The organism is Chloroflexota bacterium (assembly GCA_009840355.1).
GTDB lineage: Bacteria > Chloroflexota > Dehalococcoidia > Lucifugimonadales > JADFKI01 > Bin90.
Genome location: VXNZ01000019.1, coordinates 32474 through 56005, shown reverse-complemented (window position 1 = coordinate 56005; position 23532 = coordinate 32474). Strand labels below are relative to the sequence as shown.

General features: G+C 57.8%; 21 protein-coding genes and 2 tRNA genes. 12 read left to right on the top strand and 11 right to left on the bottom strand.

What is annotated here, in order from left to right; all coding sequences use genetic code 11:
* Positions 1–23: 23 nt before the first annotated feature.
* Both F4X57_04870 and F4X57_04865 read right to left on the bottom strand, forming a co-directional pair.
* Positions 24–1190, bottom strand: a complete 1167-nt coding sequence (locus F4X57_04870; GenBank protein MYC06490.1) for a thiolase — start codon at positions 1188–1190, stop codon at positions 24–26.
* 90 nt (positions 1191–1280) lie between these two features.
* Positions 1281–1691, bottom strand: a complete 411-nt coding sequence (locus F4X57_04865; GenBank protein MYC06489.1) for a Zn-ribbon domain-containing OB-fold protein — start codon at positions 1689–1691, stop codon at positions 1281–1283.
* Between the two features lie 190 nt (positions 1692–1881).
* Here F4X57_04865 and F4X57_04860 point away from each other — a divergent pair, with 190 nt between their 5' ends.
* From F4X57_04860 to F4X57_04840, 5 genes are all read left to right on the top strand, one after another.
* Entirely contained in the window at positions 1882–2427 is a 546-nt protein-coding gene (locus F4X57_04860; protein MYC06488.1) for a DinB family protein, read from the top strand.
* Positions 2428–2457: 30 nt separating this feature from the next.
* Entirely contained in the window at positions 2458–3543 is a 1086-nt protein-coding gene (locus tag F4X57_04855) for a squalene/phytoene synthase family protein (protein ID MYC06487.1), read from the top strand.
* A gap of 152 nt (positions 3544–3695) precedes the next feature.
* A complete protein-coding gene (locus F4X57_04850) occupies positions 3696–4709 on the top strand; it encodes an NADP-dependent oxidoreductase (GenBank protein MYC06486.1) in 1014 nt (337 codons plus the stop codon).
* Positions 4710–4763: 54 nt separating this feature from the next.
* On the top strand, positions 4764–6410 hold the full coding sequence (locus F4X57_04845; GenBank protein ID MYC06485.1) for a thiamine pyrophosphate-requiring protein: 1647 nt from the start codon (positions 4764–4766) through the stop codon (positions 6408–6410).
* Positions 6411–6415: 5 nt separating this feature from the next.
* A complete protein-coding gene (locus F4X57_04840) occupies positions 6416–7762 on the top strand; it encodes a phosphotransferase (GenBank protein ID MYC06484.1) in 1347 nt (448 codons plus the stop codon).
* A 34-nt stretch (positions 7763–7796) separates the two neighbouring features.
* Here F4X57_04840 and F4X57_04835 read toward each other — a convergent pair whose 3' ends face one another.
* From F4X57_04835 to F4X57_04810, 6 genes are all read right to left on the bottom strand, one after another.
* On the bottom strand, positions 7797–9062 hold the full coding sequence (locus tag F4X57_04835; GenBank protein ID MYC06483.1) for an amidohydrolase family protein: 1266 nt from the start codon (positions 9060–9062) through the stop codon (positions 7797–7799).
* Positions 9019–10191 carry a hypothetical protein gene (locus tag F4X57_04830; GenBank protein ID MYC06482.1) on the bottom strand — a complete coding sequence of 391 codons (1173 nt, stop codon included), beginning with the start codon at positions 10189–10191 and terminating at the stop codon, positions 9019–9021. Before F4X57_04830 ends, F4X57_04835 begins: the two co-directional genes overlap by 44 nt.
* A 71-nt stretch (positions 10192–10262) precedes the next feature.
* On the bottom strand, positions 10263–10607 hold the full coding sequence (locus tag F4X57_04825; GenBank protein MYC06481.1) for a cupin domain-containing protein: 345 nt from the start codon (positions 10605–10607) through the stop codon (positions 10263–10265).
* Positions 10608–10665: 58 nt separating this feature from the next.
* A tRNA-Gly gene (locus F4X57_04820) sits at positions 10666–10740 on the bottom strand.
* A 1313-nt stretch (positions 10741–12053) separates the two neighbouring features.
* Positions 12054–12215 carry a transposase gene (locus tag F4X57_04815; protein MYC06480.1) on the bottom strand — a complete coding sequence of 54 codons (162 nt, stop codon included), beginning with the start codon at positions 12213–12215 and terminating at the stop codon, positions 12054–12056.
* Positions 12216–12377: 162 nt separating this feature from the next.
* The gene (locus F4X57_04810; protein ID MYC06479.1) at positions 12378–12479 is read right to left on the bottom strand and encodes a transposase; all 102 of its coding nucleotides are present in this window, start codon (positions 12477–12479) and stop codon (positions 12378–12380) included.
* Positions 12480–12942: 463 nt separating this feature from the next.
* Here F4X57_04810 and F4X57_04805 point away from each other — a divergent pair, with 463 nt between their 5' ends.
* From F4X57_04805 to thiL, 7 genes are all read left to right on the top strand, one after another.
* The gene (locus F4X57_04805) at positions 12943–13359 is read left to right on the top strand and encodes a cupin domain-containing protein (protein ID MYC06478.1); all 417 of its coding nucleotides are present in this window, start codon (positions 12943–12945) and stop codon (positions 13357–13359) included.
* Positions 13360–13387: 28 nt separating this feature from the next.
* Positions 13388–13464 (top strand) — tRNA-Ile (locus F4X57_04800).
* A 266-nt stretch (positions 13465–13730) separates the two neighbouring features.
* The gene (xth, locus tag F4X57_04795; protein ID MYC06477.1) at positions 13731–14510 is read left to right on the top strand and encodes an exodeoxyribonuclease III; all 780 of its coding nucleotides are present in this window, start codon (positions 13731–13733) and stop codon (positions 14508–14510) included.
* Positions 14511–14954: 444 nt separating this feature from the next.
* Positions 14955–17192: an HlyD family efflux transporter periplasmic adaptor subunit gene (locus tag F4X57_04790; protein ID MYC06476.1), complete on the top strand. Its 2238-nt coding sequence runs from the start codon at positions 14955–14957 to the stop codon at positions 17190–17192.
* A gap of 54 nt (positions 17193–17246) precedes the next feature.
* Positions 17247–18593: a Na+/H+ antiporter NhaA gene (gene nhaA, locus F4X57_04785; GenBank protein ID MYC06475.1), complete on the top strand. Its 1347-nt coding sequence runs from the start codon at positions 17247–17249 to the stop codon at positions 18591–18593.
* Positions 18594–18600: 7 nt separating this feature from the next.
* On the top strand, positions 18601–19527 hold the full coding sequence (locus tag F4X57_04780) for an aldo/keto reductase (protein ID MYC06474.1): 927 nt from the start codon (positions 18601–18603) through the stop codon (positions 19525–19527).
* 99 nt (positions 19528–19626) lie between these two features.
* Positions 19627–20655, top strand: a complete 1029-nt coding sequence (gene thiL / locus F4X57_04775) for a thiamine-phosphate kinase (GenBank protein MYC06473.1) — start codon at positions 19627–19629, stop codon at positions 20653–20655.
* 164 nt (positions 20656–20819) lie between these two features.
* Here thiL and F4X57_04770 read toward each other — a convergent pair whose 3' ends face one another.
* From F4X57_04770 to F4X57_04760, 3 genes are all read right to left on the bottom strand, one after another.
* Positions 20820–21284, bottom strand: a complete 465-nt coding sequence (locus F4X57_04770) for a VOC family protein (GenBank protein ID MYC06472.1) — start codon at positions 21282–21284, stop codon at positions 20820–20822.
* A 132-nt stretch (positions 21285–21416) separates the two neighbouring features.
* Positions 21417–21965, bottom strand: a complete 549-nt coding sequence (locus tag F4X57_04765) for a class I SAM-dependent methyltransferase (protein MYC06471.1) — start codon at positions 21963–21965, stop codon at positions 21417–21419.
* 117 nt (positions 21966–22082) lie between these two features.
* Positions 22083–23465: a hypothetical protein gene (locus F4X57_04760; protein ID MYC06470.1), complete on the bottom strand. Its 1383-nt coding sequence runs from the start codon at positions 23463–23465 to the stop codon at positions 22083–22085.
* Positions 23466–23532: the final 67 nt, after the last annotated feature.

Below are 23532 nucleotides of genomic sequence, written 5' to 3'. Positions count from 1 at the left end.
AATTCGCCCGGCGTTACGCACCTTTACAGCGTATCCGCAGTTCCCGCGATGAGAGTGCTTGCCGCCGCGAACATGCCGCCTGGCCCGTGCGCTATGCCGACTTGCGCGTCCTGCACTTGTCGTTCGCTGGCTTCGCCGCGGAGTTGGCGTGTCAGCTCGATGAGCGTGAACATGCCGTACATTCCCGAGTGAGTGTATGACAGCCCGCCGCCGTTGGTGTTCATCGGGAAATCGCCCCCGGGCCCGGTGCGCCGCTCTGCCATGAATGGCCCGCTTTCACCCGGATTGACGAAGCCGAGGTCTTCCAGCGCGAGCATCGGCGTGAAGGCGAATGCGTCGTAAAGTTCCGCGACATCAATGTCCGCGTGCGACACGCCTGCCATTTCGAACGCCGCTTTGCCTGACACCTTCGCTGCCTGAGATGTGGTCATATCTGCCATCATGCTGACCATATTGTGCTCTGTCGCCTCGCCTGTGCCGAGAATGTACACGGGTGGCTTGCGCAGCGACTTCGCTCTGTCTGCGCTCGTCAGCACAAGCGCGCCGCCGGCGTCGGTAACTAGGCAGCACATGAACAGCGTGTATGGCCAGCAGATCGGCCGCGAATTCATCACATCATCAACGGTAATCGAGTCTTTCATCATCGCCATCGGGTGCATCGCCGCCCACTTGCGGTTGGACACGGCGACTTCCGCCATCTGCTCGCGGGTCGTGCCGTACTCGTGCATGTGTCGTGTCGCGGGCAGCGAGAATAGCGTGGTCGGACCATAGGTGCCATATGGAGCTTCGTACAGACCTTGCGGCGAGTCCGGCGCAATGCCGCCATATCCCATGCCCACGCGCGACCTGCCGCTTTCGCCGTGTGTTATCAGCGCGACATTGATGATGCCCGCTCCGATGGCGAGCATCGCGTGCTCTACATGCATGATGAACGAACATCCGCCGACATTCGTGCCGTCGCTGTATCGCGGCACGATGCCGAGGTACTCGCCAAGCTGTACGCTGGTAACGCCTGCCGTGAACAGCCCGTCAACATCGGCGAGAGTCAACCCAGCGTCGTTGAGAGCGTTGCGCGCGGCTTCCGCATGCAACGTAAGCGCGGATTTGTCGGGCAGCACGCCAATCCGGTCAGACTCGCTCGCGCCGACGATAGCGACTTTGCCACGCAGCTCTCTGGGGCTGTTCGCCATTGCTAACTTCCTTAATTTATGTGCCAGAATATATGAGGTAGATGCGATTAACTTGGTGGTAAACAAGAGACATTCGAACGCCTCGGGGCATCAGCTATCGATGGGACGAAAGCGTGGCAGCGTGAAGTCGTCATCTACCTCGTCGAATACAATCTCGACCGGCATTTCGCAGCGCACCATATCCGGGTCAGGCTCAACATCGACGAGATTCGACATCATACGCGGTCCTTCATCGAGTTCCACGACGGCAATGATGTACGGTGCGACGAAGCCGGGCGCGGCGCGATGGTTGATGACAAACGAGTACAGCGTGCCCTTGCCGCTCGCTTGCTCCCATTCGACTGCGCTAGACAGGCACGCCGGGCAGAACGGGCGCGGGTAGTAGTAGGCGTTGCCGCAGTCCGTACATCGCTGTATGAGCAGGCGGCGCTGCTTCAACGCGTCGAAGAACGGCTGGCTTTCAGGCGTAGGTTGGGGCAGTGGAGCGCGGCTGACGGTCATGGTAATTTTCCAAGAATATGGTGATGCTGCTGACAACTGCGTCTATGTCGATATGCGTAGATTGCTTCGCTTCAGCAAAGTTTATGCTTAACAAGGCGGAGCGTCAAATCCCTCGCCTACTTACGGGACATTGTCGGACATGAGATAATGCCTAGCACAGTTCACAATAAAAATAACAGGAAGGCTGATAATGAAACTGAACGAATTCATTGGGCAGTGTTTGGAGGATTATCGCAGGCGCGTGTACGCCGCCGCCGGACCCTTGTCGGAAGAGGAGATGCACTGGCGACCGGACGCGGAATCCAACTGCATAGCGTTCCTCATTTGGCATTCGGCGCGCGTCGAGGACAGACTCATCAACGTGTTCGCGCGAGGCACGGACGAGGTGTGGCTGCGGGATGGCTGGAGCACGAAGACTGGCATCCCTGAAGGCGACCATGGTGTCAATTACACGCTGGAGCAGGTCGCGGCATTCCCGGCAATCACCAAAGAGCAGCTTCAGCAGTATTTCGATTCGGTGCGCGAAGGGACGCTGGAATATCTGCGCGGTTTGAGCGACGACGACTTCGACGAAGTGCCGATTGACAGGTCGCCGTTCCCTGAGAATCCGGCATCGGTGCGGTATTTCAGCGGGCGCAGCGTGGGCAGCATTATGCGCCAGCTAATCGGCGAGCAAGACCAGCATCTCGGGCAGGTGTCGTTCGTGCGCGGCTTGAAGCGCGGCTTCGGCAAATAGCGGTTGCTGCGAAGAGGTAATTGGCGCGGCATGAATGTTGATGCGCAGGACAATGATGGCAATGCGACGGCATCGCTGCCCAACTCTCGACGCCGGTATATCCTCACAACTCTGCTGAAAGGCGTGTCGCGAGCGTTCTACCTGACCATTCGCGTACTGCCTGCCGGCATGCGCGAGCCGGTCGCGGTAGCATACGTGCTTGCCCGCGCCGCGGACACGATCGCGGATACGCCTACGCTTTCGCATGCACAGCGGTTGGCGCACTTGCGCGAGTTCAGGAAGATTATGCAAGGGCAAGCCTCAACTGCGGGGCTGTCCGACTCGCTTGCTGAGATTCAGCCGACTGACGGAGAGCGCGAACTGCTGCAAGCGCTGCCCGAAGTCTTGTCGCTGCTGGACGCGCTGGCGGCGGACGATGCTCAACTCGTGCGATCCGTTGTGCTGACGCTAACTCGTGGGATGTGCTTTGACTTGACGACATTCAGCCGCATTGATGATGACACGCCCGTCGCGCTGAAATCGACTGCGCAGCTTGACGAATACTGCTACCTCGTCGCCGGCTGCGTGGGCGAGTTCTTCACAGACACGGCAGTCGCACACACGCCGGCGCTGGCGCATTGGGACGCGCATGAGATGCGGACGCTTGGTGTGTGTTTCGGCAAGGCGCTGCAAATGACGAACATACTACGAGACATGCCTCGCGACCTGCGAAATGGGCGATGCTATATTCCGAAATCCGCATTGGCTCACACCGGACTGACGCCGGTTGAATTGCTGGATCCTGCGCACGGATTAAGTGCGCGTCCTGCGCTTGTCTGGGGCATACACACGACTCTCGACCACTTTGATGCGGCGGAGCGATATATCATTGCCATACCTCGCCGGAATTTGCGGCTCAGACTTGCCGCGTTATGGCCCGTGCTCATCGGGCTGCAAACGCTTGCCGCGCTTGCCGAATGCGACAACTGGTTGAATCCGCAGACGCGCGTCAAAGTATCGCGCCGCGCCGTGTATGGTACAATCGCGCTGTCCCTGCTGTGCGGGCGGTCTAACAGGCTGTTGCGGGTATGGTTCAGGCGCATTAGGGCGCGTGTGGAGCGGAAGATTGGGGCGTAAGGAGTCGCGATGTACAATGGTGCGCGGATACTCATACTCTGAGAGTTACCCATGAGCGAAGTTCAGAATCGCCACCATCCAAACCTTTCCCCGTAAGGGGAGAATGGACAAGAAGAACATTAGCGAGTCGTGAAAATGACGAGGTGAGAACTTTGGCAGAAGGAACGAATAGAAAAATCACGCTGAAATCTCGACCGGACGGTTACCCGGAACCGGCAGATTTCGAGATGATTGAAGAGCCGATCCCGCAGCCTCGCGAGGGCGAGGTACTCATTCGGTCAATCTGGCTTTCGCTCGATCCGTATATGCGCGGACGAATGCGCGATGCGGCGTCCTATGCGCCGTCTGTGCAGCTCGGCGACGTGATGGTCGGCGGTGCGGTCGGGCGCATCGTCGAGTCGCGCACACCGGCGTTCAGCGTGGGCGAAATCGTGGAGGGTAGGCTTGGCTGGCAGGAATACGCCGTATCGGACGGGCGCGACCTGCGCCGGGTGGATCCCGCTCTGGGGCCGCTGTCAACATCGCTCGGAATACTCGGCATGCCTGGGATGACCGCGTACTTCGGTTTCTTGGATGTGTGCGACCCTAGGCCGGGTGATACGGTCGTGGTGTCTGCGGCGTCGGGCGCGGTCGGGCAGGTCGTGGGGCAGATAGCGAAGATAATGGGATGCTATGTTGTGGGAACGGCAGGCACGCAGGACAAGATTGACTACATCGTGAACGAACTTGGCTTCGATGCGGGCATAAACTACAAGACTGAAAATGTTGTCGATGCGCTAGCGGCTGCCTGTCCGCTGGGCATAGACATCTACTTTGACAATGTTGGCGGTCCCGTTACCGATGCCGTGATGGAAAACCTAGCCGACTTCGCGCGCATATCCGTCTGCGGGCAGATTTCGCAGTACAACCTTGCCGAGCCTGAGATGGGCCCGCGAAACACGCGCAACCTGACGACGCATCAGGCGCGCATGGAAGGCTTTCTCGTCTTCCAATTCGCCAATCGTCACGAAGAGGGCAGACGGCGTATTGCCGGCTGGATTAGGGAAGGCAAGATGAAGTACAAGGAGGATGTGGTCGAGGGCATCGAAAACGCGCCGACGGCGTTCATCGGCATGCTGCGCGGCGAGAACTTTGGCAAGATGCTCATAAGGGTCTCCGACGAATAAGCCGACTGCCGTGCTAGGTAGCCATACTAAATTACAAGTGCAAAGGACACGCCCATGCGAACTATCGACGCAATCGCACAGATTCTGAAGAAAGAAGGTATCGAGTACCTGAGTGCGTTTCCCACGACGCCCATCATCGAGGCGGCGGCGGATGCCGGCATTCGCCCTATAATCTGCCGACAGGAGCGTGTTGGCGTGGGTATCGGCGACGGTTACTCGCGCGTTACGAACGGCAACCCGGCGGGTGTGTTCGCGATGCAGTATGGTCCCGGCGCAGAGAATGCCTACGCAGGCGTTGCCACCGCATTCTCGGATGCCGTGCCGATGCTGCTGCTGCCGCTCGGTCATCCGCGGGAGCGCGACGGCATCTACCCGCACTACAGCTCGCTGCGCAGTTACGCCTCAGTAACCAAGCAGGTTGAACAGATAAACGTGCCGGAGCGCATTGTTGAGACAATGCGCCGCTCGTTCGCCGCGCTCAAGCGTGGGCGGCCCGGCCCCGTGATGGTGGAAGTGCCCGCAGATGTCGCAACCGCCGAAGTGCCGGATAACATCGTGGCCGGATATAGCCCGGTCAAGCCTGCCGTTGCCGCCGGTAATCCTACGGACATCCAGGCGGCGGCGCGCGCGCTTCTAAATGCCGAGAACCCTGTCATCCACGCAGGGCAGGGCGTGATGTACGCCGGCGCCACGGACGAACTCGTCGAATTCGCCGAGCTTACGCAGATCCCCGTGATGACCACGATGGCGGGCAAGAGCGCATTTCCGGAGAAGCATCCGCTCGCACTTGGCAGCGGCTCCGGCGTGATGAATCGCGCGTGTTACCAGTTCGTAAGCCGCGCGGATGTCGTCTTCGGCATCGGCACCAGCTTCACACAGCACGGCATGACGATGAGCGTGCCGGCCGGCAAGACGCTTATCCACGCCACGAACGACCCGATTGACATCGACAAGAACTATTCCATCGACCATCCGATCCTCGGCGACGCCAAACTTGTGCTGCGGCAGTTTATCGACGCGTGCAAAGACATCCTGGGTGGCGGTCGGCGCGGCGACGGTTCTGTTGCGGAAGAGATCGCGTCCGTGCGCCAAGAGTGGCTTGACGAATGGATGCCCACGCTGACATCGAACCAGAATCCGATAACACCGTACCGCGTTATCTGGGAATTCATGCAGAATGTCAACTCCGACGACGCTATCGTAACGCACGATTCCGGTAGCCCGCGCGACCAGATTATGCCGTTCTATCAGGCGGGTGGGCCGCGCACTTATCTTGGCTGGGGCAAATCGCATGGTCTTGGCACCGGACTTGGGCTGAACATCGGCGCGAAATTAGCGGCGCCCGACAAGTTCGTGGTGAACTTCATGGGAGACGCTGCGTTCGGCATGGTCGGGTTGGACTTCGAGACCGCCGTTCGCAGCAACATACCCATCCTGACAGTAGTATTCAACAACTCAACGATGGCGATTGAGACCGACGCAATGGAACTCTCCCACAATCTCTACGGCACGCGCGACCTCGGCGGCAGTTACGCGAATCTAGGACGCGACATGGGCGGCTGGTCGGAGCGTGTGGTAGATCCGGCGGAAGTCGCACCGGCGATTTTGCGAGCGAAAGCGGCAACCGATAACGGTGAAGCGGCTCTGTTGGAGTTCATCACGAACGAAGAGCGCGCCTTCTCGCACCGCCGACCGTTCTAGCCGTCATGCAATACCATGTCGTAGTCGCTCGCCCGGAGGACGGCAGCATATTGGCGCTGCCATCTTCCGGCGGCTGGTGTGTTCCTGTATTCACGCCGCAGACTACCGACCCTCGAATCGTGGAGCATGTCAATGCCGAAATGCGCCGACAGCTGGGCTTCGAGATATGGACACTCAAGTGCGCGGCGCGCGGCGAATATAATGGTGAAGATTGGCGGATCTTCATGGCGATTGTGCGAGAGCCCGCCGTGGCAGCGCAACAAAATGCGATGTGGATCGGGCAGTGCGAAGCGTCCTCATTGAAGTTTGCCATTCCTGCAATCAATGACGCGGTCGCCGCGTGGTTCGCCGGCATTGACAGTCCTTCTGAATTGCGCGCGCCTTGGGAGGCGATGGGCTGGCATGACTCCGCATGCGACTGGATTCACGCCGAACTCGCCGCGCGTGGCATTGACGTGTATGCGCCGATAGCCCAGCAGCGAGCGTGGGGAATTTCATGCACCATGCTCGCTAGGACGGACGCGGGCGATTTCTATTTCAAGGCGACTCCGCCGTTCATGGCGCACGAAGGGCGCATTATGCAGGCGATTGGCGAACGCTGCCCGCAGCTGCTGCCTGCGCCGATTGCCGCCGACGCCGAGCGCGGCTGGCTGCTTATGCCCGACTACGGCAGCGATATGCTGCACGAATGCGCTGACATCGCGCGCTGGGAAGAGGCATTGCGAGTGTTCGCGCAGACGCAGGTGGAGCAGGCGGCGCATGTGCGAGAATGGCTTGCGCTTGGCTGTCCTGACAGGCGACTTGGGCGCATGGTTGAGTTGATTGATCCACTGATTGACTCTTGTTCGCGCATGCTGGCGGGCGGCGCAAACGGTTTGACACAAGAGGAAGTCCAAGCGTTACGCTCGCTGTCCATGCCGCTCAAGATGATGTGCGCTCGGCTGGCGCAGCTTGGTGTTCCCCACACCCTTGTTCACGGCGACATCGGCGGCAACATTCTGATGCAGGAAGACGGCTACACCTTCTTTGACTGGACCGATGTGTGCATATCGCATCCGTTCTTCGATATGGCGACGGTTTCCAGCACCTATTTCGACGTCCTGGTTCTCGACAAGATTGAGGATGCGGATAGCCGATTACGTGATGCTTACCTAGAACCGTGGACGGCGTACGAGCCGATGGAACGGCTGATAGAGGCTTTCGAGGCGTCTAAGCCGTTGGGCGCGCTGCACCAAGCCATGAGTTACGTGTGGATAATCACGAATATCGCCCCCGACGCGCGCCCGGAGCCAGAGGGCGGATTGCTGCACTGGACACGCAACCTGCTACGGCTGTGCGGCAGGGCGCAGTGAATCGGAAGGCATACTTATCCCAACCGCTGAACTGCTACGTCACCGTGAGACCGCGCTTGTCCGAGACAACCCGCCCGTCCTTGACCACCAGCATAAGTTTGCGCGCGTTGGTGATGTCGTCTAACGGATTTTCGGCGACAACTATCAAATCGGCGAGCTTGCCTGCTTCGATTGTGCCGAGTTTGTCGCCTACACCGCACAGTTCTGCCGCGTTCTTTGTCGCGGCTTGAATTGCCTGCCATTCGGTGGCGCCGTCTCGCACCCAAAGGCCCATTTCTAGCAGCGCTGCTTCGCTCAATGGGTGGATGTCCGAGCCTAGCGCCATTCTTACGCCAGCGTCTAGGGCGCGCTTGAACCACTTGGCGTGCTCGTCGCTGGCGGCGTCCGCTCGGCGCTGCAAGTCGGGCGCAATCTGTCGATGTTCAAGCCATTCGCGCTCTATGTCGCAAGTCGCCTGCTCATTTGTCAGATGCGAAATGGCGAGCGTTGGCACATACCACACGCCGCTGCTTTGGAACAGATCGATGCACTCGTCATCTTGAATGTAGCCGTGCTCTATGCTGTGTGCGCCCAGCCGAATCGCAGCCTTCACGGTATCCGGATTGGTCGCGTGCGCCATCACATTGAACTCTCGAAGATGGCATATTGCGAATGCGGCTTCTAGTTCTTCCTGCAGCAGAAACGAATGCTTGTGCAAGTCCCAGGGTGGGCCCATTATGCCGCCGGACATGTTGAGCTTGATGTGGTCAACGCCGTTTTTGATAGCCTCGCGTATGGCCTGGACGAAGCCGTATGGGCCGTCGCACTCGCGCGCTACGCCGGATGTCAGGAAGTGCCCGCCGGTCGTGGTCAGAAAGTATCCGCTTGCGAACACTCGCGGCCCTACCATCTTGCCGCTGTCGAATACACGTCGCCACGCCACATCCATGTACCTCGCCGCGCCGGCACAGCGCACGCTGGTAACGCCACCGTCCATGAGCGCGCGAGAAAGCTGCGCGCCGAAATCCGCCGTTTGCTGCGCAACCGTAATGCCCGGCGGCAGGGGATATTCCGGATGGATGTGAACATCCCACAAGCCGGGCAGCAGATACGCGCCGTCCAGTTCGAGAACGCGCGCATCGCGAGTATCGGGCGACTTGCCAGAGTCCAGGACTTCCGTGATTCGTCCATTTCCGACAACAACGCTGCCGTTCGCAATCGGCACAGGGGAATTGCCGTCGATGATGTTGACGCCGGTGAGGACGAGCCGTTTCGCGCTAGTCAATGTACCAGCTTCCGTCGAAAATGCGGTCGAATGCAAAGCCCCATGGCGGGCGCAGGAAGCCCAGCGCGCGGACGTCTTCCAGCCAGAATCCGTATGGCGAACTGCGCGAGTATGCGCCGCCGCCCACGACCTTGCTTATTCGCAGCAAGATGGATTCCGCGAGTTCGGCTACTGCCTCTTTGCACAGCAGACTGCTGCGACTAGCGGCGGCGCTGCCGGATTCCACATCTCGCAGCACGCCTTCGTATGCTTGCTGTACTAGCCACGCCTCCATTTCCACGCGTGACCACTCAACCTGCTCGAATGGGCGCATCGAGCCGCGCTTCGATTGCACTTGCTGTCGCGCCGCATCCACTGCCGACTCCACGACGCCCACGATGACCGAGGTGAACAGATGCCCGGCAGGTCTTCCCGCCGTCTCTCGCGCTCGCTGTCTTGCGCCGTTATCAGGCCAGGCGGCGCGTGTGGCGGGCATATCGTTGAAGTCCATCGCGTGGCTTTGCGTGGCAGTCATTCCCACGCCGTCCCATGCGCGCGTGAGTGTCGCGCCAGCCGAACCGTCCCAAGGGATGTCGCGCATATCCATGTAGAACACATCGGGCGCGGATTCACCTTCGGGCACCGCTTGCGTAATCATGAACGAAGTCATGCCCGAACCGCTGCCGAAGTGTTTCTGCCCGCTGACTAGGTACTGACCGTCCGCGTCCACGGGCTTTGCGACGGCACGGCTCTTTGACGGGTCGCCGCCGCTGCCCGGTTCGGATATAATCGTTCCCCACCAACAGCCGTCGAGCGCCGTCTCGAAAACCGCCCTGCGCTGCTTCTCCCATGCATCGGTATAGGGCTGCGGCGCCTTTGGCACTTCCAGCCAGCCGCCAAGCACGGCGGGATGCATCGACGCGACAAGCGAGACGCTGGGGTCGCCCTTCGCCAGAATGCGCAGCATCTCACACAGAGGCCGCGTGAACTCTTCGACGCCTCCGTTGATGCCGCCCATCTCCGGCGGTGCTCCTGTGAGATGGAAGCCCGCGTCCGTCAGCGCATCGAAGTCCGCTCTTTCGAGTGCGCGACGCTGCTGCCGTTGGGAGCGCTCTGACGCAAACCGTGTCGACAGTTCTTTGACATTCTCGACGACCTCTTCAGCGCGCTTGGCGGTTGCCTGCATTGTGGCTCCTCATCGTGTTGGGCAAGCGGGGATACTGCGAAATTACGGCAAAGTCATACGCGGTGCTGCACCTAGTCCACCAGAGTGCGTTCCATGTTCGCCGTCGGGAAGATTGCGAGCACCCTGGCCGGTGCGCCGGAGCGGTTCACGAAGCCGTGCCGAACGCCCGGCGGCGCTAATACCGTCTGTCCTTCGGTCACGGTTATCACATCGTCGCCGAGAATCGCATCCATCTCGCCTTGCAAGATGACCATCGCTTCTTCGGTCGGGTGAATGTGCGTCGGCACCACGCCGTCCACGCCAACGAGTACATCGCCCACGCTTGTGGATTCCGAGCCTTTGTCGCCGTCCACCAGTGCATATCGCTCGACGCCGGGGCTTAGCTCTTCAGAATCTTCCCTGTTCAGAATGGGCATGGTTACTCCTTGAATGTGCTGTTTTGCGGTTGAATCGTGTGGGATAGGCTTGAGTGTTTGGAGCGGGAGACGGGATTTGAACCCGCGACATTCTGCTTGGGAAGCAGATGCTCTACCCCTGAGCTACTCCCGCTTATGCGCCAATTTTATCAGGCAGATTGCATTTCTGTCTATCCTGCCGTAAGGGGTAACTCCCGTATGTCCTGCCACAGTTGGCGCACTTGTGTCTGAACACCGTAACGCTCTTGATGTAAGGGTTCTTCAATAGGGGAATTACACGGCAAAGTCATCAAACACGGGCATTTCCATATTTGTATGTCGCTCGACTCACATGAATGGAATCAGATAATGCCGTTTCAATCGTTTCGTTGATTGTGCTCAGTGGAATCATAATGCCTAAGCCTGCATTTTATTGATTGCGGGGATTCAATCGAGAACCACTGACCATTCTATGTAGGGCATTCTTACTAAACTGGTGTGTCTCGTTAATAATACTCGTGTGGGAATTGGTTACAACATGACCTTCACTATTGCTTCCAAACACAGAACCATCAATCAAGAATGTTCGAGCTGTGCCTCTGGGATAAGGCTGTATCTGAGCCAACAACCTTGACGCACAACTGGTCAGTTCTTGATTTTATCGTAAAATCCTATAATGAAGGTTTCGTCTCCTTCGCTCAAAGGTTGATCCGAAAGATTATCAGAAGTCATCATCGATTTTGTCCTGTGCATACGTGGCGGGAGTCCCCACCAGTCAAGCTCATTCCATCTCTCGTAATGCATAAGGCATCCTGATATGCGGACGATGAGCAAAGCGGTCATTTAAGGGGACAAACAGGTATATGAGTCGCGCTAGAAAGCCTTATACCGATGACCTTCGGGCATGTGCTGCGATTGCCTACGCAGCACGTTATAGAGACTGCCAGATCACGGTGACAAAGATCATTCTCAGCACGCTGAAGCCGATCAAAAAACCAATCCAACGTAGTAGCGTGCCGAAAGGATGACCTCGCGTTGCCTGCGGACGGGACAACCATCGGGCTAGTCCAATGGCGCCGCCGACCACCACACTGAGGATCACATCGCTCAACAGGACGGATAATGCAGGGTTCCATGTGACGAATTCCATGCTTTGGAGTATATACAGACTCCAATCCGAAGGTCAACGGAACGCGGGACGTCCTACGGCAGGAGACTCCTTTGGGCACGGAGCTCTCGTATCGAGTTGTGTTGAGATATCGTTTCAGCCATACAAGAGTGCCGACGAAGTGTGGGGATCCTAGGTAGTCTTCGCCAACTCGTCAAACCGTCTGAAGATATGGCGATAACGCTTCATATTATTGATGTAACACTCAATCGGGTGGCGCTCGTCGTATAAATGATCATCGTATGGCTGAAGCTCTTTCTTGTTGGAGCGAGACGGTATATTACAGGCGTAGCGACCACCTAAACGATTCGTTCAAGAAACTTCAGTGAGTCATATCCACGCTCATTTATCACATACTTGCTCTTGATACGGTCTATCAGACCGTAGGCTTGGGTGATGTCGTGTGCGTGTCCTCCCGTGAGCGTGAATCTCAGCGGATTGTTCAAGCCATCAACACTCACGTGTACCTTCGTGCTGAATCCCCTGACTTCTTCCCAGAGTCTGCGACCATCCCCCCTTTATGCGGTGCACCCGCCTTACATGGATGCGCGTGCACTGGCGGTGCTGTGTATAATCAGATATTCCATATCTGGCTCAACATCGAAATGCAGGTGCATCTTCTCTCATATTCCTTGCTCGTTCCATCCGGCAAAGCGCCTGTGCACGCTGTACCACTTGCCGTATTCTGTCGGAAGCATCCTTCGGGGAGCGCCTGACCTGTTCATTCATGGAACCGTTTCTATGTGACTACTTCACGCCTGTTCAGACTTGACATAGACGTTGGTCGGCTTATTTCAGATAGCCGAGTATATTTGACTGTTGTTCCGGAGTTAGTTAACTACTGACCTGCTCTCAGCATGAACCAATTGTCAACATACCCTAGTTTCGGGTTAGTGCCTGCCATTCGATTTTTTTCTATCCTCGCTACTGGATATTGGAATTATAAACGGAAGGCACCGGCCTCTCTATAAAGCTCTTCTTTGCGGGCGTTCAACGGTTCCTCAACCATCACTCACCTCCGCTTGGGGACTTTGCGATGTGATTCCTAAGAGAATATATTCCAGCTGTGCGATTGCGTTTAGTAGATATTTACCGATCCTTGATCTCGATAAGGGAAGGGACATTCGCAATCTGAAATCCGCAACTTTCTATTCCATAATCTGTTGCCTAGTGATATAATTCAGCATCATGGATAAACAATTCGAAGCAACTTGCACAGTCATTCATTCTGACAGCCTTGAAGTCGAGGTGGCGTCGGGCAGCATGACTCGATTGGCGGGAGTGTCTAAAGCGCTCGCCGGTACTGAAGGCATTCACCTTGCGATTGCGACGATACCGCCGGGGTGCGCTTCTAGTCCGCATTACCATGTGAACTGCGAGTCCGCGATCTATGTCGTTAGCGGAAATGGGCGTTTCCTGACGGGCAAGAATCTGGAGACGACGCTGGACATCGCAAAAGGCGACTTCATATATGTGCCGCCGGATTCGGTGCACCAGCCGGTCAACGACAGCGTGTCCGAGACAATGGAGCTGATTGTAGCGCGCAACGCACCGGTTGAAGTTGTTGTTGAGTTCGACCCAGCGACGGGCAAACCAGTCAATTAGCCATTCCATTCCATTCAACAGCATCAGTGGGCCATTAGCTCAGCCGGTTAGAGCGCAGTCCTGATAAGACTGAGGTCCGTGGTTCGAGTCCACGATGGCCCACCAAACTTGACGGTAGACAGAACCGTCTTCGATCTTTGGCTAGGCGGACTGTGACCCTAGCAAGCAGTAGGTCGCCCTTCAGTAGGAGTCCTAACGTGTGAGAGACGCGTTCTTTCGTGAACCGGGCTTGGGGTCGGTAGCAGAGGTCTTATGCACTGCTTAGAATGTAATTGACCCACTGACCGTCTTTCCAACTGGAGCGGATGCGCAGACATCCTCATCACCTACTTCGCCAAGGACGTGGCCCGCTGGCTGCAGAGGGAGGAATAATGGCGACCGTTAGAATGCTCTCATGGAACGTGAACGGCATTCGCGCCGCCCTCAAAAAGGGCTTTCTGGAGTGGATGGCAGAGGTGGAACCGGAAGTGCTATGCATCCAGGAGACCAAGGCCCACCCGGACCAGCTACCGGCCTCGCTGAAGGAGGTTGAGGGGTATCGGGCATACTTCGCCTCGGCGGAGCGCAAGGGCTACAGCGGCGTGGCCATCTACACAAAGCGGGAGCCGACGTCGGTGAAGGTGGGATTCGGCGTCGACGAATTCGACAGCGAGGGGCGGACTCTCGTCGCCGACTACGGGGACTTCCTGCTATACTCGGTGTATTTCCCGAACGGCAAGAGATCTAAGGATCGGCTGGACTACAAGATGCGCTTCTACGACGCTTTCCTGGAGCACATCGATGGGCAGACTGCATCGGGGCGCAACGTGGTCATCTGCGGCGACGTGAACACGGCGCACAGGGCCATCGACTTGGCGCGGCCCAAGCAGAATGAGAAGAAGTCCGGGTTCCTGGAGATCGAGCGGGAGTGGATCGACAAGCTGCTGGACCACGGGCACATGGACACCTTCCGCATGTTCAACAATGAGCCGGGCAACTACACATACTGGGACATGATCACCCGCGCCCGGGACCGCAACGTGGGTTGGCGCATCGACTACTTCTATGTGAGCAGCGCGCTGGCGGATAAGGTGACGGGCGCCTTCATCCTGCCGGAGGTCATGGGGAGCGACCACTGCCCGGTGGGCATAGACATTGAGGTGAGTGGCTAGCGATGGACAGAACAGTGCCCGTTGACTTCCGGCAACATGCCGCCTCCTCGGTGATGTAGGTGATGGTGTATTCCATCAGTCAACTAGACCCAACTCAAATCCAAACCTCCTAGCGAAAGGTTCGAAAATCGGTACGCATTGGCCCACCATTCTTCTTCCCCCCAACTTCCTCTGTTTTCCACCACTGCCCAAGCGATTGCTGTCCTGGACGCGGCCGGTAAGGTCGAAATGAACTCGTATCCACGCGCGGCGGAATCACCACACTTCCCTTCCTACAAAATCCTTCCTGCCAAATGGCAAATGCCGATGTCGTTTCCGCCTGAATGTGATGCATTTCAGATCGTAGCTCATACTAGCATCTCTTCGACATAAAGAGAGAATGGTAACGAAAATATACCCAATCCTGATTGCTGGATTCAGATTCCGCGCATAGAATAATAGAGCATGTCAATCTGCAGTAATGGCTCTAAACGCACATCAGGCACGGGGTTGAATGCCACTTCACGCGGCGCTGTGCTATCATGTGGGTGGTGTCAATTCTTGGACGCCACAACAGTTCGCCGCGCGCGAAGTTCGCTCCAACGCAGAGGTCAATCCTTAATGAAACTTCTAGTTCCACCGTCTGGCACTCGCAGCGTTCTCCTCCGTTTTTCCTTCCTATCTATTGCACTTATTGCCATTGCCGTTCTAGCGGCGTGCGGACGTCCCGGTCAGCCTGACGAAGAGCCTGCCGCAATGCCGGAACCGCCGTCGCAGGCAGGTCCACGGGAAATTACAGTCTCTGGCAATCTCGCATTCCCTAATACCGAATTACTGTCATTTGAATCGCCCGGTGTCGTAGGCGACATTATGGTGAACGAAGGCGATAGAGTGCAAGCAGGGCAAGAATTGGCTTCACTAGACACGCAGACTGTCTCGCAGCTTAGTGCGGCAGTTGCGGGCGCACAGTTGGCGGTAACATCCGCGGACAACAATCTCGCCGCCTTGCAACTTGAACCGAACATCCAAATGGCGAATGCCGAACTTGAAGTGGCTAGCGCTGAGGTTGCGCTGGATGAAGCGCGGGATGCACTGGAAAACCTAACGCAGCGGCCGGGCGTCAATATGGCGGGCGCGGAACTCGCAGTCGCGCAGGCGCAAGTTGCGCTCGACAACGCAGAAGAGCGTCTTGAAGACCTGCTTGAGCCGGAAGATCTAGCTGTTAGCAGCGCAGAGTCCAGAGTCGCCGCCGCGCGTGTCGAACTAGACGCAGCACAGGAAGCTTACGACGATATTGAAGATGGCGTCTTCCCCGACGATGTGGTACGAGACGCGCGCAACCGGATGAACTTCGCCATGACCGCTTTGGAAGCGGCAAATAGGAACAGGTCAGATGCATTGGCGGCGGCACAGAACTCACTGACGCAGGCAGAGGACGCAGAGTTTCAGGTGCGAGAGCGGTATCGCGCGGCGTTCAGATACTGGTTCGGCAGCGAGCTGACCGACGATGAACTGAAAATGACTGCCGACGAAGTGATTGAATCATGGGGTATTGACCTTGACGAGACTTTCAAGCGCTTCAACCCCGAATATGGCACGCTAGAACCCACACCGGACAACCCTGCCACGCGGTGGAACGAACTTACCGTTTGGGCGTGGATAAACCTGAGCCTGGACTTTTCGACAATCGTGCCGACTTGTTCGGACGACGATGTGCTTGGCGGCAGGCAAGTCTGCATCACGCGCGATCTACAGACCGCTTACGACGGCTACGATCAGGTCGTGGACGCGCTTGAAGCGGCGCGCAACAACGCCGCGACCATTGATGAGCAGACGGAAGACGCGGTGGCAGCCGCACAAGCCGCTTTAACGGACGCACAGGACGCCTTGGACGACGTGGAAGGCGGTCCTGATGCGAGCATCGTCGAGAACGCGGAGAAGCGATTACGGCTTGCGGAAGTTTCGCTGCGAGAAGCGGAAGACGACCTCGCCGAGCTGACTGTGGACATCGACCCGCTCAACATCCAATTGGCGCGCGCGGCGGTGAATCAAGCAGAAGTCGGATTGGAAGAGGCCGAGGATGCCATAGAGCGTGCTTCAGACGACGGCCTGGTGATTGCTGCGGCTGAACGGCGAGTCAATCTGGCAGAGGCAGCGCTCTCGGACGCGGAGTCTAACCTCGACACCGTGCGAGACCTTGTGGATAGGCAAATTGCGATTGCGGAAGCCGAACTCTCGGTAGCGCAGGCGAACTTCGACGACGCGCAGGAATCGCTTGCTGGCGCGATCATAACCTCGCCGCTGGATGGTGTGATAACCGTCATCAATGTCAAGCCTGACGAAGTAGTTGGCGAAGATTTGCCCGCGATAACGGTCGTCGCAAATGATGTGGTCGAGGTTCAAGGTGTCATTGACGCTGCTGGAAGACCGTATGTCAGCGAAGGCGCGAGCGCTGTCGTGAACATTGACAGCATAGGAGACACGGCGCTCGGCGGCAGTGTCAGCCACATTGGCAGCGAGGCGCGAACCGAACGTGGCGTGGTGTCGTATGCCGTGCGCATCCGCGTTGATGTGCCGGCAGGCGTTACCGTGCCGGTCTCGCTTAGCGCCGCATCGGCGGTTATCACCGGAAGTGGATCTGCGCTGAACATCGATAGCGCGAGCGATACCTTGCCGATGGTCAGAATCGCCGCGAACAACTAGCCGATAATCGATGTGCATAGCCAGTGAACCACAACGGAGCGAATCACTTCCAGAATGAATCTCCGCACAGCCCCACCAATTGAGAGACTGACAATCCCCGTACAGCGCTTCATGCATAATGAAGTGTCCGCCGGCATGATGCTGCTGATTGCCGCCATCGCCGCGCTTGCGCTCGCAAATTCGCCGCTAAAGGACGCGTTCGCACGGATGTGGGAAACGCACTTAATCATCGGTCTGTCTGACTTCCATTACGACATGTCGATCCATCACTGGATAAACGATGGCCTGATGGCGGTGTTCTTCTTCGTTATCGGGTTGGAAATCAAGCGGGCATTAGTGCTCGGCGAACTCGCGTCGGTGCGCCGCGCCGCTCTACCAATCGCAGCGGCACTCGGCGGCATGATTGTTCCCGCCACGATATACCTGATCCTCAACCCAAGTGGAGAAGCCGCACGAGGTTGGGGTGTGCCGATGGCGACCGACATCGCGTTCTCGCTTGGCGTATTGGCGTTGCTCGGATCTCGCGCTCCACTTTCGTTGAAGGTATTCCTGACGGCGTTCGCAGTCGTCGACGACATTGGCGCCATAATGGTCATCGCCATATTCTTCACTGATACGATAAACTGGATGAGCCTTGCCGTTGGCGTCGGGATGCTGCTGTTCATTGTCGCGCTGAACTCTATCGGCGTGCGCAATACGCTGGTGTACGCGCTGCTGAGTGTGGTGATATGGGTGTCGTTCTTTGAGTCCGGAATTCACGCGACAGTGTCCGGCGTGCTGATAGCCATGACGATACCGATGACTGTGCGCATGAATTCGGCGGATTTCGTGGCGCGTGGCAGACGGCTGCTGGTCATATTCGAGAGGGATGCGCCTGAAGCCTTGAGACGAGGCGACTTCGCGCTGACCACGGTGCAGCAACGCGGAGCGCTCCAAGAACTTGAAGAGGCATCGAAAGAAGTTGAATCGCCACTGCAGCGCCTCGAGCACCTGCTCCATCCATGGGTGGCGTTCGTCATCATGCCCGTCTTCGCGTTCGCGAACGCAGGCGTGACGCTCGACGGGGACATCGGCATGGCATTCTCATCGCCGCTAACCATCGGCATAATTCTGGGGCTGCTGATTGGTAAGCCGCTGGGCATCGTCTTGTTCGCGTGGATTGCCGTCAAGGCTGGGTTAGCTGCGCTGCCACATTACGTTAGCTGGGTGCAGATTACGGGTGTAGGTCTGCTAGGCGGCATCGGATTCACGATGGCGATTTTCATCAGCAGTCTGGCGTTCAGCGATGCAGGGTTGGTTACGCAATCGAAGTTGGCGATATTCGTCGCGTCAATAATGACGGGAATCCTGGGATATGTCTTCCTGCGGTTCACGCGGCAAATAGAGAGTCGATTGGAGTAAGTGGCAATTGGATAAGCGACAACTCGGCAAAGGCGGTCCCGAAGTTTCTGCGATAGCCTTTGGCGCGTGGCCTATCGGCGGCGGACTTGGCAATGTACCGGAGCAGCAGGGCATTGCCGCCGTGGAAGCGGCGATCGAAGTCGGCATGACATTCATCGACACGGCGGAAGGATACCAAAGCAGCGAGACCGTCGTGGGCAAGGCGATTGCGGGCAGACGAGACGAAGTGTTTCTTGCGACGAAGCTGTCCGGCAGCGACCACTCCGCCGCGCACATGGCAAGGGCGTTTGAGAATAGTCTGCGCGCGCTCGGCACAGATTACATCGATCTGTATCAGATACACAGTCCGTCGCCCGCCTGGCCCATCGTCGAGACAATGGAGAACATGCTCGCGTTGCAAGTGACCGGCAAGGTTCGCTATATCGGCGTGTCGAACTTTTCGCCGGAGCAGACGGCGGAGGCGATGCAGTCCGGCACAATCCACAGCTCGCAGCCACGCTACAACCTGATGTGGCGCAATCTCGAAGACGATGTGCTGCCATATTGTCTGCAAAACGGAATCGGCGTAATACCGCACTCGGTGCTGTCCAAGGGTGTGCTTGGCGGCAAGCACAAGCCGGGCCATCGGTTCGCGCAAGACGACGAGCGCCGGCTGTTCAATTTCTTCCGCGGCGATGCGTTTGAGCAAGCGTATGCGGTGGCACAGCGCCTAGACGAATGGGCGCGCGACAACGGCAGGGACATCGTGCAGCTTGCAATCGCGTGGGTACTCGCGAATCCGGCAGTGTCGTCCGCGCTCGTGGGCGCAAAATCGCCGGAGCAGGTCCATCACAACGCGAAGGCGGCAGACTGGCACTTGACGCCCGCGGACTTGCAGGAAATTGAGACGCTGATGGGCGGATTCCGCATGCCTTGGGTCAAGGACGATGCATAGTCCGATGGCAAGGCAAGCAATCACTTTGCTTGCCCTATCCGAGCGTACTTCCGTCCTAACAATCCCTCTTGACGGGGGAGGGAGCTTTGAGTTTCGCCTATGCTTGTAAGAGATTTAGGCGAGTTCGATCTCATTGACAGGCTCGCGGCGGCGATTGCCGAAGACAACGAACATCGCATACGCGAACTTGGCGCAACGGGATTCGAGGCACTGCGTTCCATCGGCGATGACGCGGCGGCTTGGCGTCACCCTGCGGGCGTAACCGTCTTCACCACAGACACGATGGTCGAAGGCGTGCATTTTGACCTGCGCTATACCGGGTGGCGCGATCTCGGTTGGAAGTGCCTTGCAACCAACATCAGCGACATCGCGGCGATGGGCTGCGTTCCGTCCTGCGCCACAATAACGCTGGGGCTGCGCGGCGATATTCCAGTCGGTGGCTTGCTTGAGATGTATCGCGGCATGATGGATTTGACCGCGATATGCGGCGGTGCCGTAGTTGGCGGCGACATTGTTAAGTCTCCGGCGTTCTTCATATCAGTCGCGCTTGAAGGCGTCTCGCAGTCCGGCGATGCAAAAGAACTGCTGCTGCGAGATAATGCCAAGCCCGGCGACCATATTGCGGTAACCGGCATGCTTGGCGCGTCCGCAGCCGGTCTCAAACTGCTTACGGAAGGCGCGGACCCGGCAGGTCTCGCAACCTACGCTTATTTGACGGCGGCACACAATCGGCCAATGCCGCGAGTTGCCGAGAGTATTGCGCTCACAGGGCTTGGCGTTCGCTGTGCGATGGATATTAGCGACGGTCTCGTCGACGACCTGGGCAAGCTTTGCCGTGCAAGTGGTGTTGGCGCGCAAGTCCACGCATCGCGCATCCCTGCCGACGAACGCCTAATATCTACTTTTCCCGCAAGTTGGCTAGATCTCGCGCTCGGCGGCGGGGAAGATTACGAACTGCTGGTAGCCGCACCAGCCGATGTGATGCGGGATGCCTTACAATCGATGGACACGCCGCTAACGGTTATCGGCGAAGTCGTGGAAAGAGGGCAGGGGATAATGGTGCTCGACGACAACGGGCAGCCGATGCAAGTGCATTCGGGCGGCTGGGACCACTTCCGCGTCGAGTAACAATCATTAGCCTACGCGGATACATGGCAATGAAAAAACCTTCCCCGAATGCAAGGAAGGCTGGCTGCGGCGGGCGGCCATTCGAGACTAACCGCACACCGCAGATCGCTATACAAGCCAACTATAAGCCCACTATGACAGCCGGGCTTAGGCGATAACCGCCGCTAGATCGCGACTTCTTCGGGTTCGAGCTTGCCGGGGAACTCGCCGGAGAATAGGTCGCTGTCTTCGGGCCAGTGCTCTTCGGACATCTCGTAATAGACCTCAATCTCGTTGCCGTCCGGGTCGAAGAGATAAACGCCGAGCGAGATTCCGTGGTCGCCGATGCCGCCGATATTCACGTCCTTCGCCTTCATGTGGGCGTAGAGTTCCTGCAGGTCTTCGAGCGACTCCATTTCCCACGCGAAGTGGTATAAGCCAACGCGCGACTCTTCCGGTCCGGGCGCATCCGGCCCCACGCTCACCAGCGCGAGTTCGTGCGACGAGCCTTCCTTCGCGCTCATAAATATCATGCTGCCGGGGCGCTTGTTCGTCGTGTGCAAGCCTAGTACCTCCGAGTACCACTGCTCGGATGCCTCTAGGTCGCGCACACGCAGCACCAAGTGTCCTAGCTGCTTTGGCTTTGCCATGACTTACCTCCCCGTATAGTTGATGCTCAATTGTACAAGTATAGCCGAATATCCGCGCTTCATCAAACGCACCTGCCCAACAGCACAGTACCCCGAAAGGAGGGTAAGGACAAGTGGGCTGCAACTAGCGGTTCACTCAGGCTTTTTGAATAGCACAACATTCTCACGCGGGTAGTGTGCGTCCCAGCCTTGCCACGCCGCCACCCAGCTCATAGTTTCGCGGCTGAAGAAGTTTACGTGCGTTGGATCGCGATGGTAGTACCACGATGGGAAGTCGTCCCAGCTATCAAGCATGCCTGTCATCACGCCAAGCCATCCGCCGGGACGCAGCAGAACGTCGAATCGCTGCAACTCCGTGCGTGGATCGGTGAAGTGCTCAACCGTTTCGGTGCAGGTGATGAAGTCGTAAGAACGATTCAGAACAGCCGTGTCCGGGTAGAAGAATATGTCATAGGCATGCGCATCGAACCCATCTTCAAGTATCATATGTTGCAGCGCGGGTCCGGGTCCGCTGCCGTAGTCGAGCCCGCAATCGCCGGTGTTCAAGTGCGGGCGGAGCGCGTAGTACATCCTGCCGAGGAACTCGCGGTAAGCTGGGTCGTCCACTTCGTTGTTGTGTTGCAGGTAACGCGCCTTCTGCGAGGCAGAGTCTATGATTTGCGCGCGCGGCACGAAAACCATATCGCACTCGCCGCAGTGCAGAAAATGCCTGAATCCGGATCCCTTTCCGCCATTATGCAACAAAGTGGCGTCGATTGCGGCACATAGCGGACACGGCTCCCAGGGCGTCACGGGCGGCTATCCTGAAACCTTGGCATATTTGCCCACAGCAGTAGCCTGCTCCAATTCGCCATCGAATTGGCGATAGAGGCTGCCGCCATCCCGCGCAATCGCGGCGACCCAGTCAGGCACGCCGATTCCGTCTCTCTTCATTCTTGCGACAGTTTTCTCTACGCCGAGAGCGTCCCATGTCTCGAATGGGCCTAGTTCCCAGTTGAAGCCCCAGCGCATCGCCCGGTCTATATTCGCGATGTCGTCGGCGACCTCGCCCAGCATAGCGGCAGAATACGCGAGCAGACTCGACAGCGCTCGCCATGCGAACTCTGCGGCAGTGCTGTCTGTTGCCACTAGCGCGCGCAGGCGTTCGCCGGTATCCTCAATCGCGCTTATGTTGGACAGCGATTCTCGCATGCGACCGGTCCGGTCTTGGTATTGCAGAGTGCTCGTGTTTAGCGCCAATATGCGCGACTGTCCGCCTTGCCTTTCACGCTTGTAGAATCCCTGACCGGACTTGTTGCCAAGCCAGCCATTCTCCCGCATATCGCGCAGATATTGCGGCGCGGCGTACGCCTGCACTTCGTCTTGCGAGGCGACAGCGGAGCGAGTGTTGTCGCAGATGTCGAGCAGAATGTCCACGCCAACGAGGTCGATGGTGCGGTATGTGGCGCTATTCGACCGACCCATCAAGGGACCAGACACCGCGTCCGCCTCGTCAGGTGTGAGGCCAAGTTCGTCTGCCGCCCGCATCACGGAGAGGAAGTAGTGGCAGCCGATGCGGTTCGTAATGAAGCCGGGAACATCGCGCGCAATCACTACGCCCTTGTGCAGCACATCTCCCCCGAATTGGCGTATCGTGGTGATGGCGCTGCAATCCGTGTCGGAAGTGGGGATGAGTTCGAGCAGGTGCAGGTATCGCGGCGGATTGAAGAAATGCGTGCCTAGAAATCGTCCGCGCATCTCTGCAGGCAATGCCTGAGCGATCTGCGCTATCGGTATTCCGGACGTGTTCGTGCTGAGGATGACGTCCGGGCGGGCGCAATTTGCGACTCTGCTCCAAAGGGCGCTTTTCGGTTCTGCGCGCTCCACGATTGCTTCCACTACCCAGTCCGCGTCAGCTAATCTTTGCAGGTCTTCGTCGAACGAACCGGCGTGTATGAGTTCCAACATTGCAGGGTCGTCGATGACCTTCGGACGCATCGTTAGCAGGCGCTGCTTTGCGTCTTCTACCATTGGGGCGCTCATGTCCAGCAGGTCGCATTTTATGCCTTGCGCCGCGACGAGCGCTGCAATCTGCGCGCCCATCGTACCCGCGCCAAGAACGGCGACGCGGCGGATGTCTGATTGCGTGGAAGGTGTCGCGTTCGTATCAATCACGTCAGGCATTGTTAAGTATTTCTGCATTTGGGTTAGCCGGTTTCGTCAATAGTCTTGTGCCACGCCGTTCTGTAGTACGGAAAGGGTTATACGC

Coding starts and splice junctions, on each gene's coding strand:
- F4X57_04760 (MYC06470.1), bottom strand. CDS start 23,465: ATGCAGAAATACTTAACAATGCCTGACGTGATTGATACGAACGCGACA.
- nhaA (MYC06475.1), top strand. CDS start 17,247: ATGAATCTCCGCACAGCCCCACCAATTGAGAGACTGACAATCCCCGTA.
- F4X57_04840 (MYC06484.1), top strand. CDS start 6,416: ATGCAATACCATGTCGTAGTCGCTCGCCCGGAGGACGGCAGCATATTG.
- xth (MYC06477.1), top strand. CDS start 13,731: ATGGCGACCGTTAGAATGCTCTCATGGAACGTGAACGGCATTCGCGCC.
- F4X57_04805 (MYC06478.1), top strand. CDS start 12,943: ATGGATAAACAATTCGAAGCAACTTGCACAGTCATTCATTCTGACAGC.
- F4X57_04765 (MYC06471.1), bottom strand. CDS start 21,965: ATGGTTTTCGTGCCGCGCGCGCAAATCATAGACTCTGCCTCGCAGAAG.
- thiL (MYC06473.1), top strand. CDS start 19,627: ATGCTTGTAAGAGATTTAGGCGAGTTCGATCTCATTGACAGGCTCGCG.
- F4X57_04790 (MYC06476.1), top strand. CDS start 14,955: ATGTCAATCTGCAGTAATGGCTCTAAACGCACATCAGGCACGGGGTTG.
- F4X57_04845 (MYC06485.1), top strand. CDS start 4,764: ATGCGAACTATCGACGCAATCGCACAGATTCTGAAGAAAGAAGGTATC.
- F4X57_04830 (MYC06482.1), bottom strand. CDS start 10,191: ATGCAGGCAACCGCCAAGCGCGCTGAAGAGGTCGTCGAGAATGTCAAA.
- F4X57_04860 (MYC06488.1), top strand. CDS start 1,882: ATGAAACTGAACGAATTCATTGGGCAGTGTTTGGAGGATTATCGCAGG.
- F4X57_04825 (MYC06481.1), bottom strand. CDS start 10,607: ATGCCCATTCTGAACAGGGAAGATTCTGAAGAGCTAAGCCCCGGCGTC.
- F4X57_04865 (MYC06489.1), bottom strand. CDS start 1,691: ATGACCGTCAGCCGCGCTCCACTGCCCCAACCTACGCCTGAAAGCCAG.
- F4X57_04810 (MYC06479.1), bottom strand. CDS start 12,479: ATGAACAGGTCAGGCGCTCCCCGAAGGATGCTTCCGACAGAATACGGC.
- F4X57_04770 (MYC06472.1), bottom strand. CDS start 21,284: ATGGCAAAGCCAAAGCAGCTAGGACACTTGGTGCTGCGTGTGCGCGAC.
- F4X57_04870 (MYC06490.1), bottom strand. CDS start 1,190: ATGGCGAACAGCCCCAGAGAGCTGCGTGGCAAAGTCGCTATCGTCGGC.
- F4X57_04855 (MYC06487.1), top strand. CDS start 2,458: ATGAATGTTGATGCGCAGGACAATGATGGCAATGCGACGGCATCGCTG.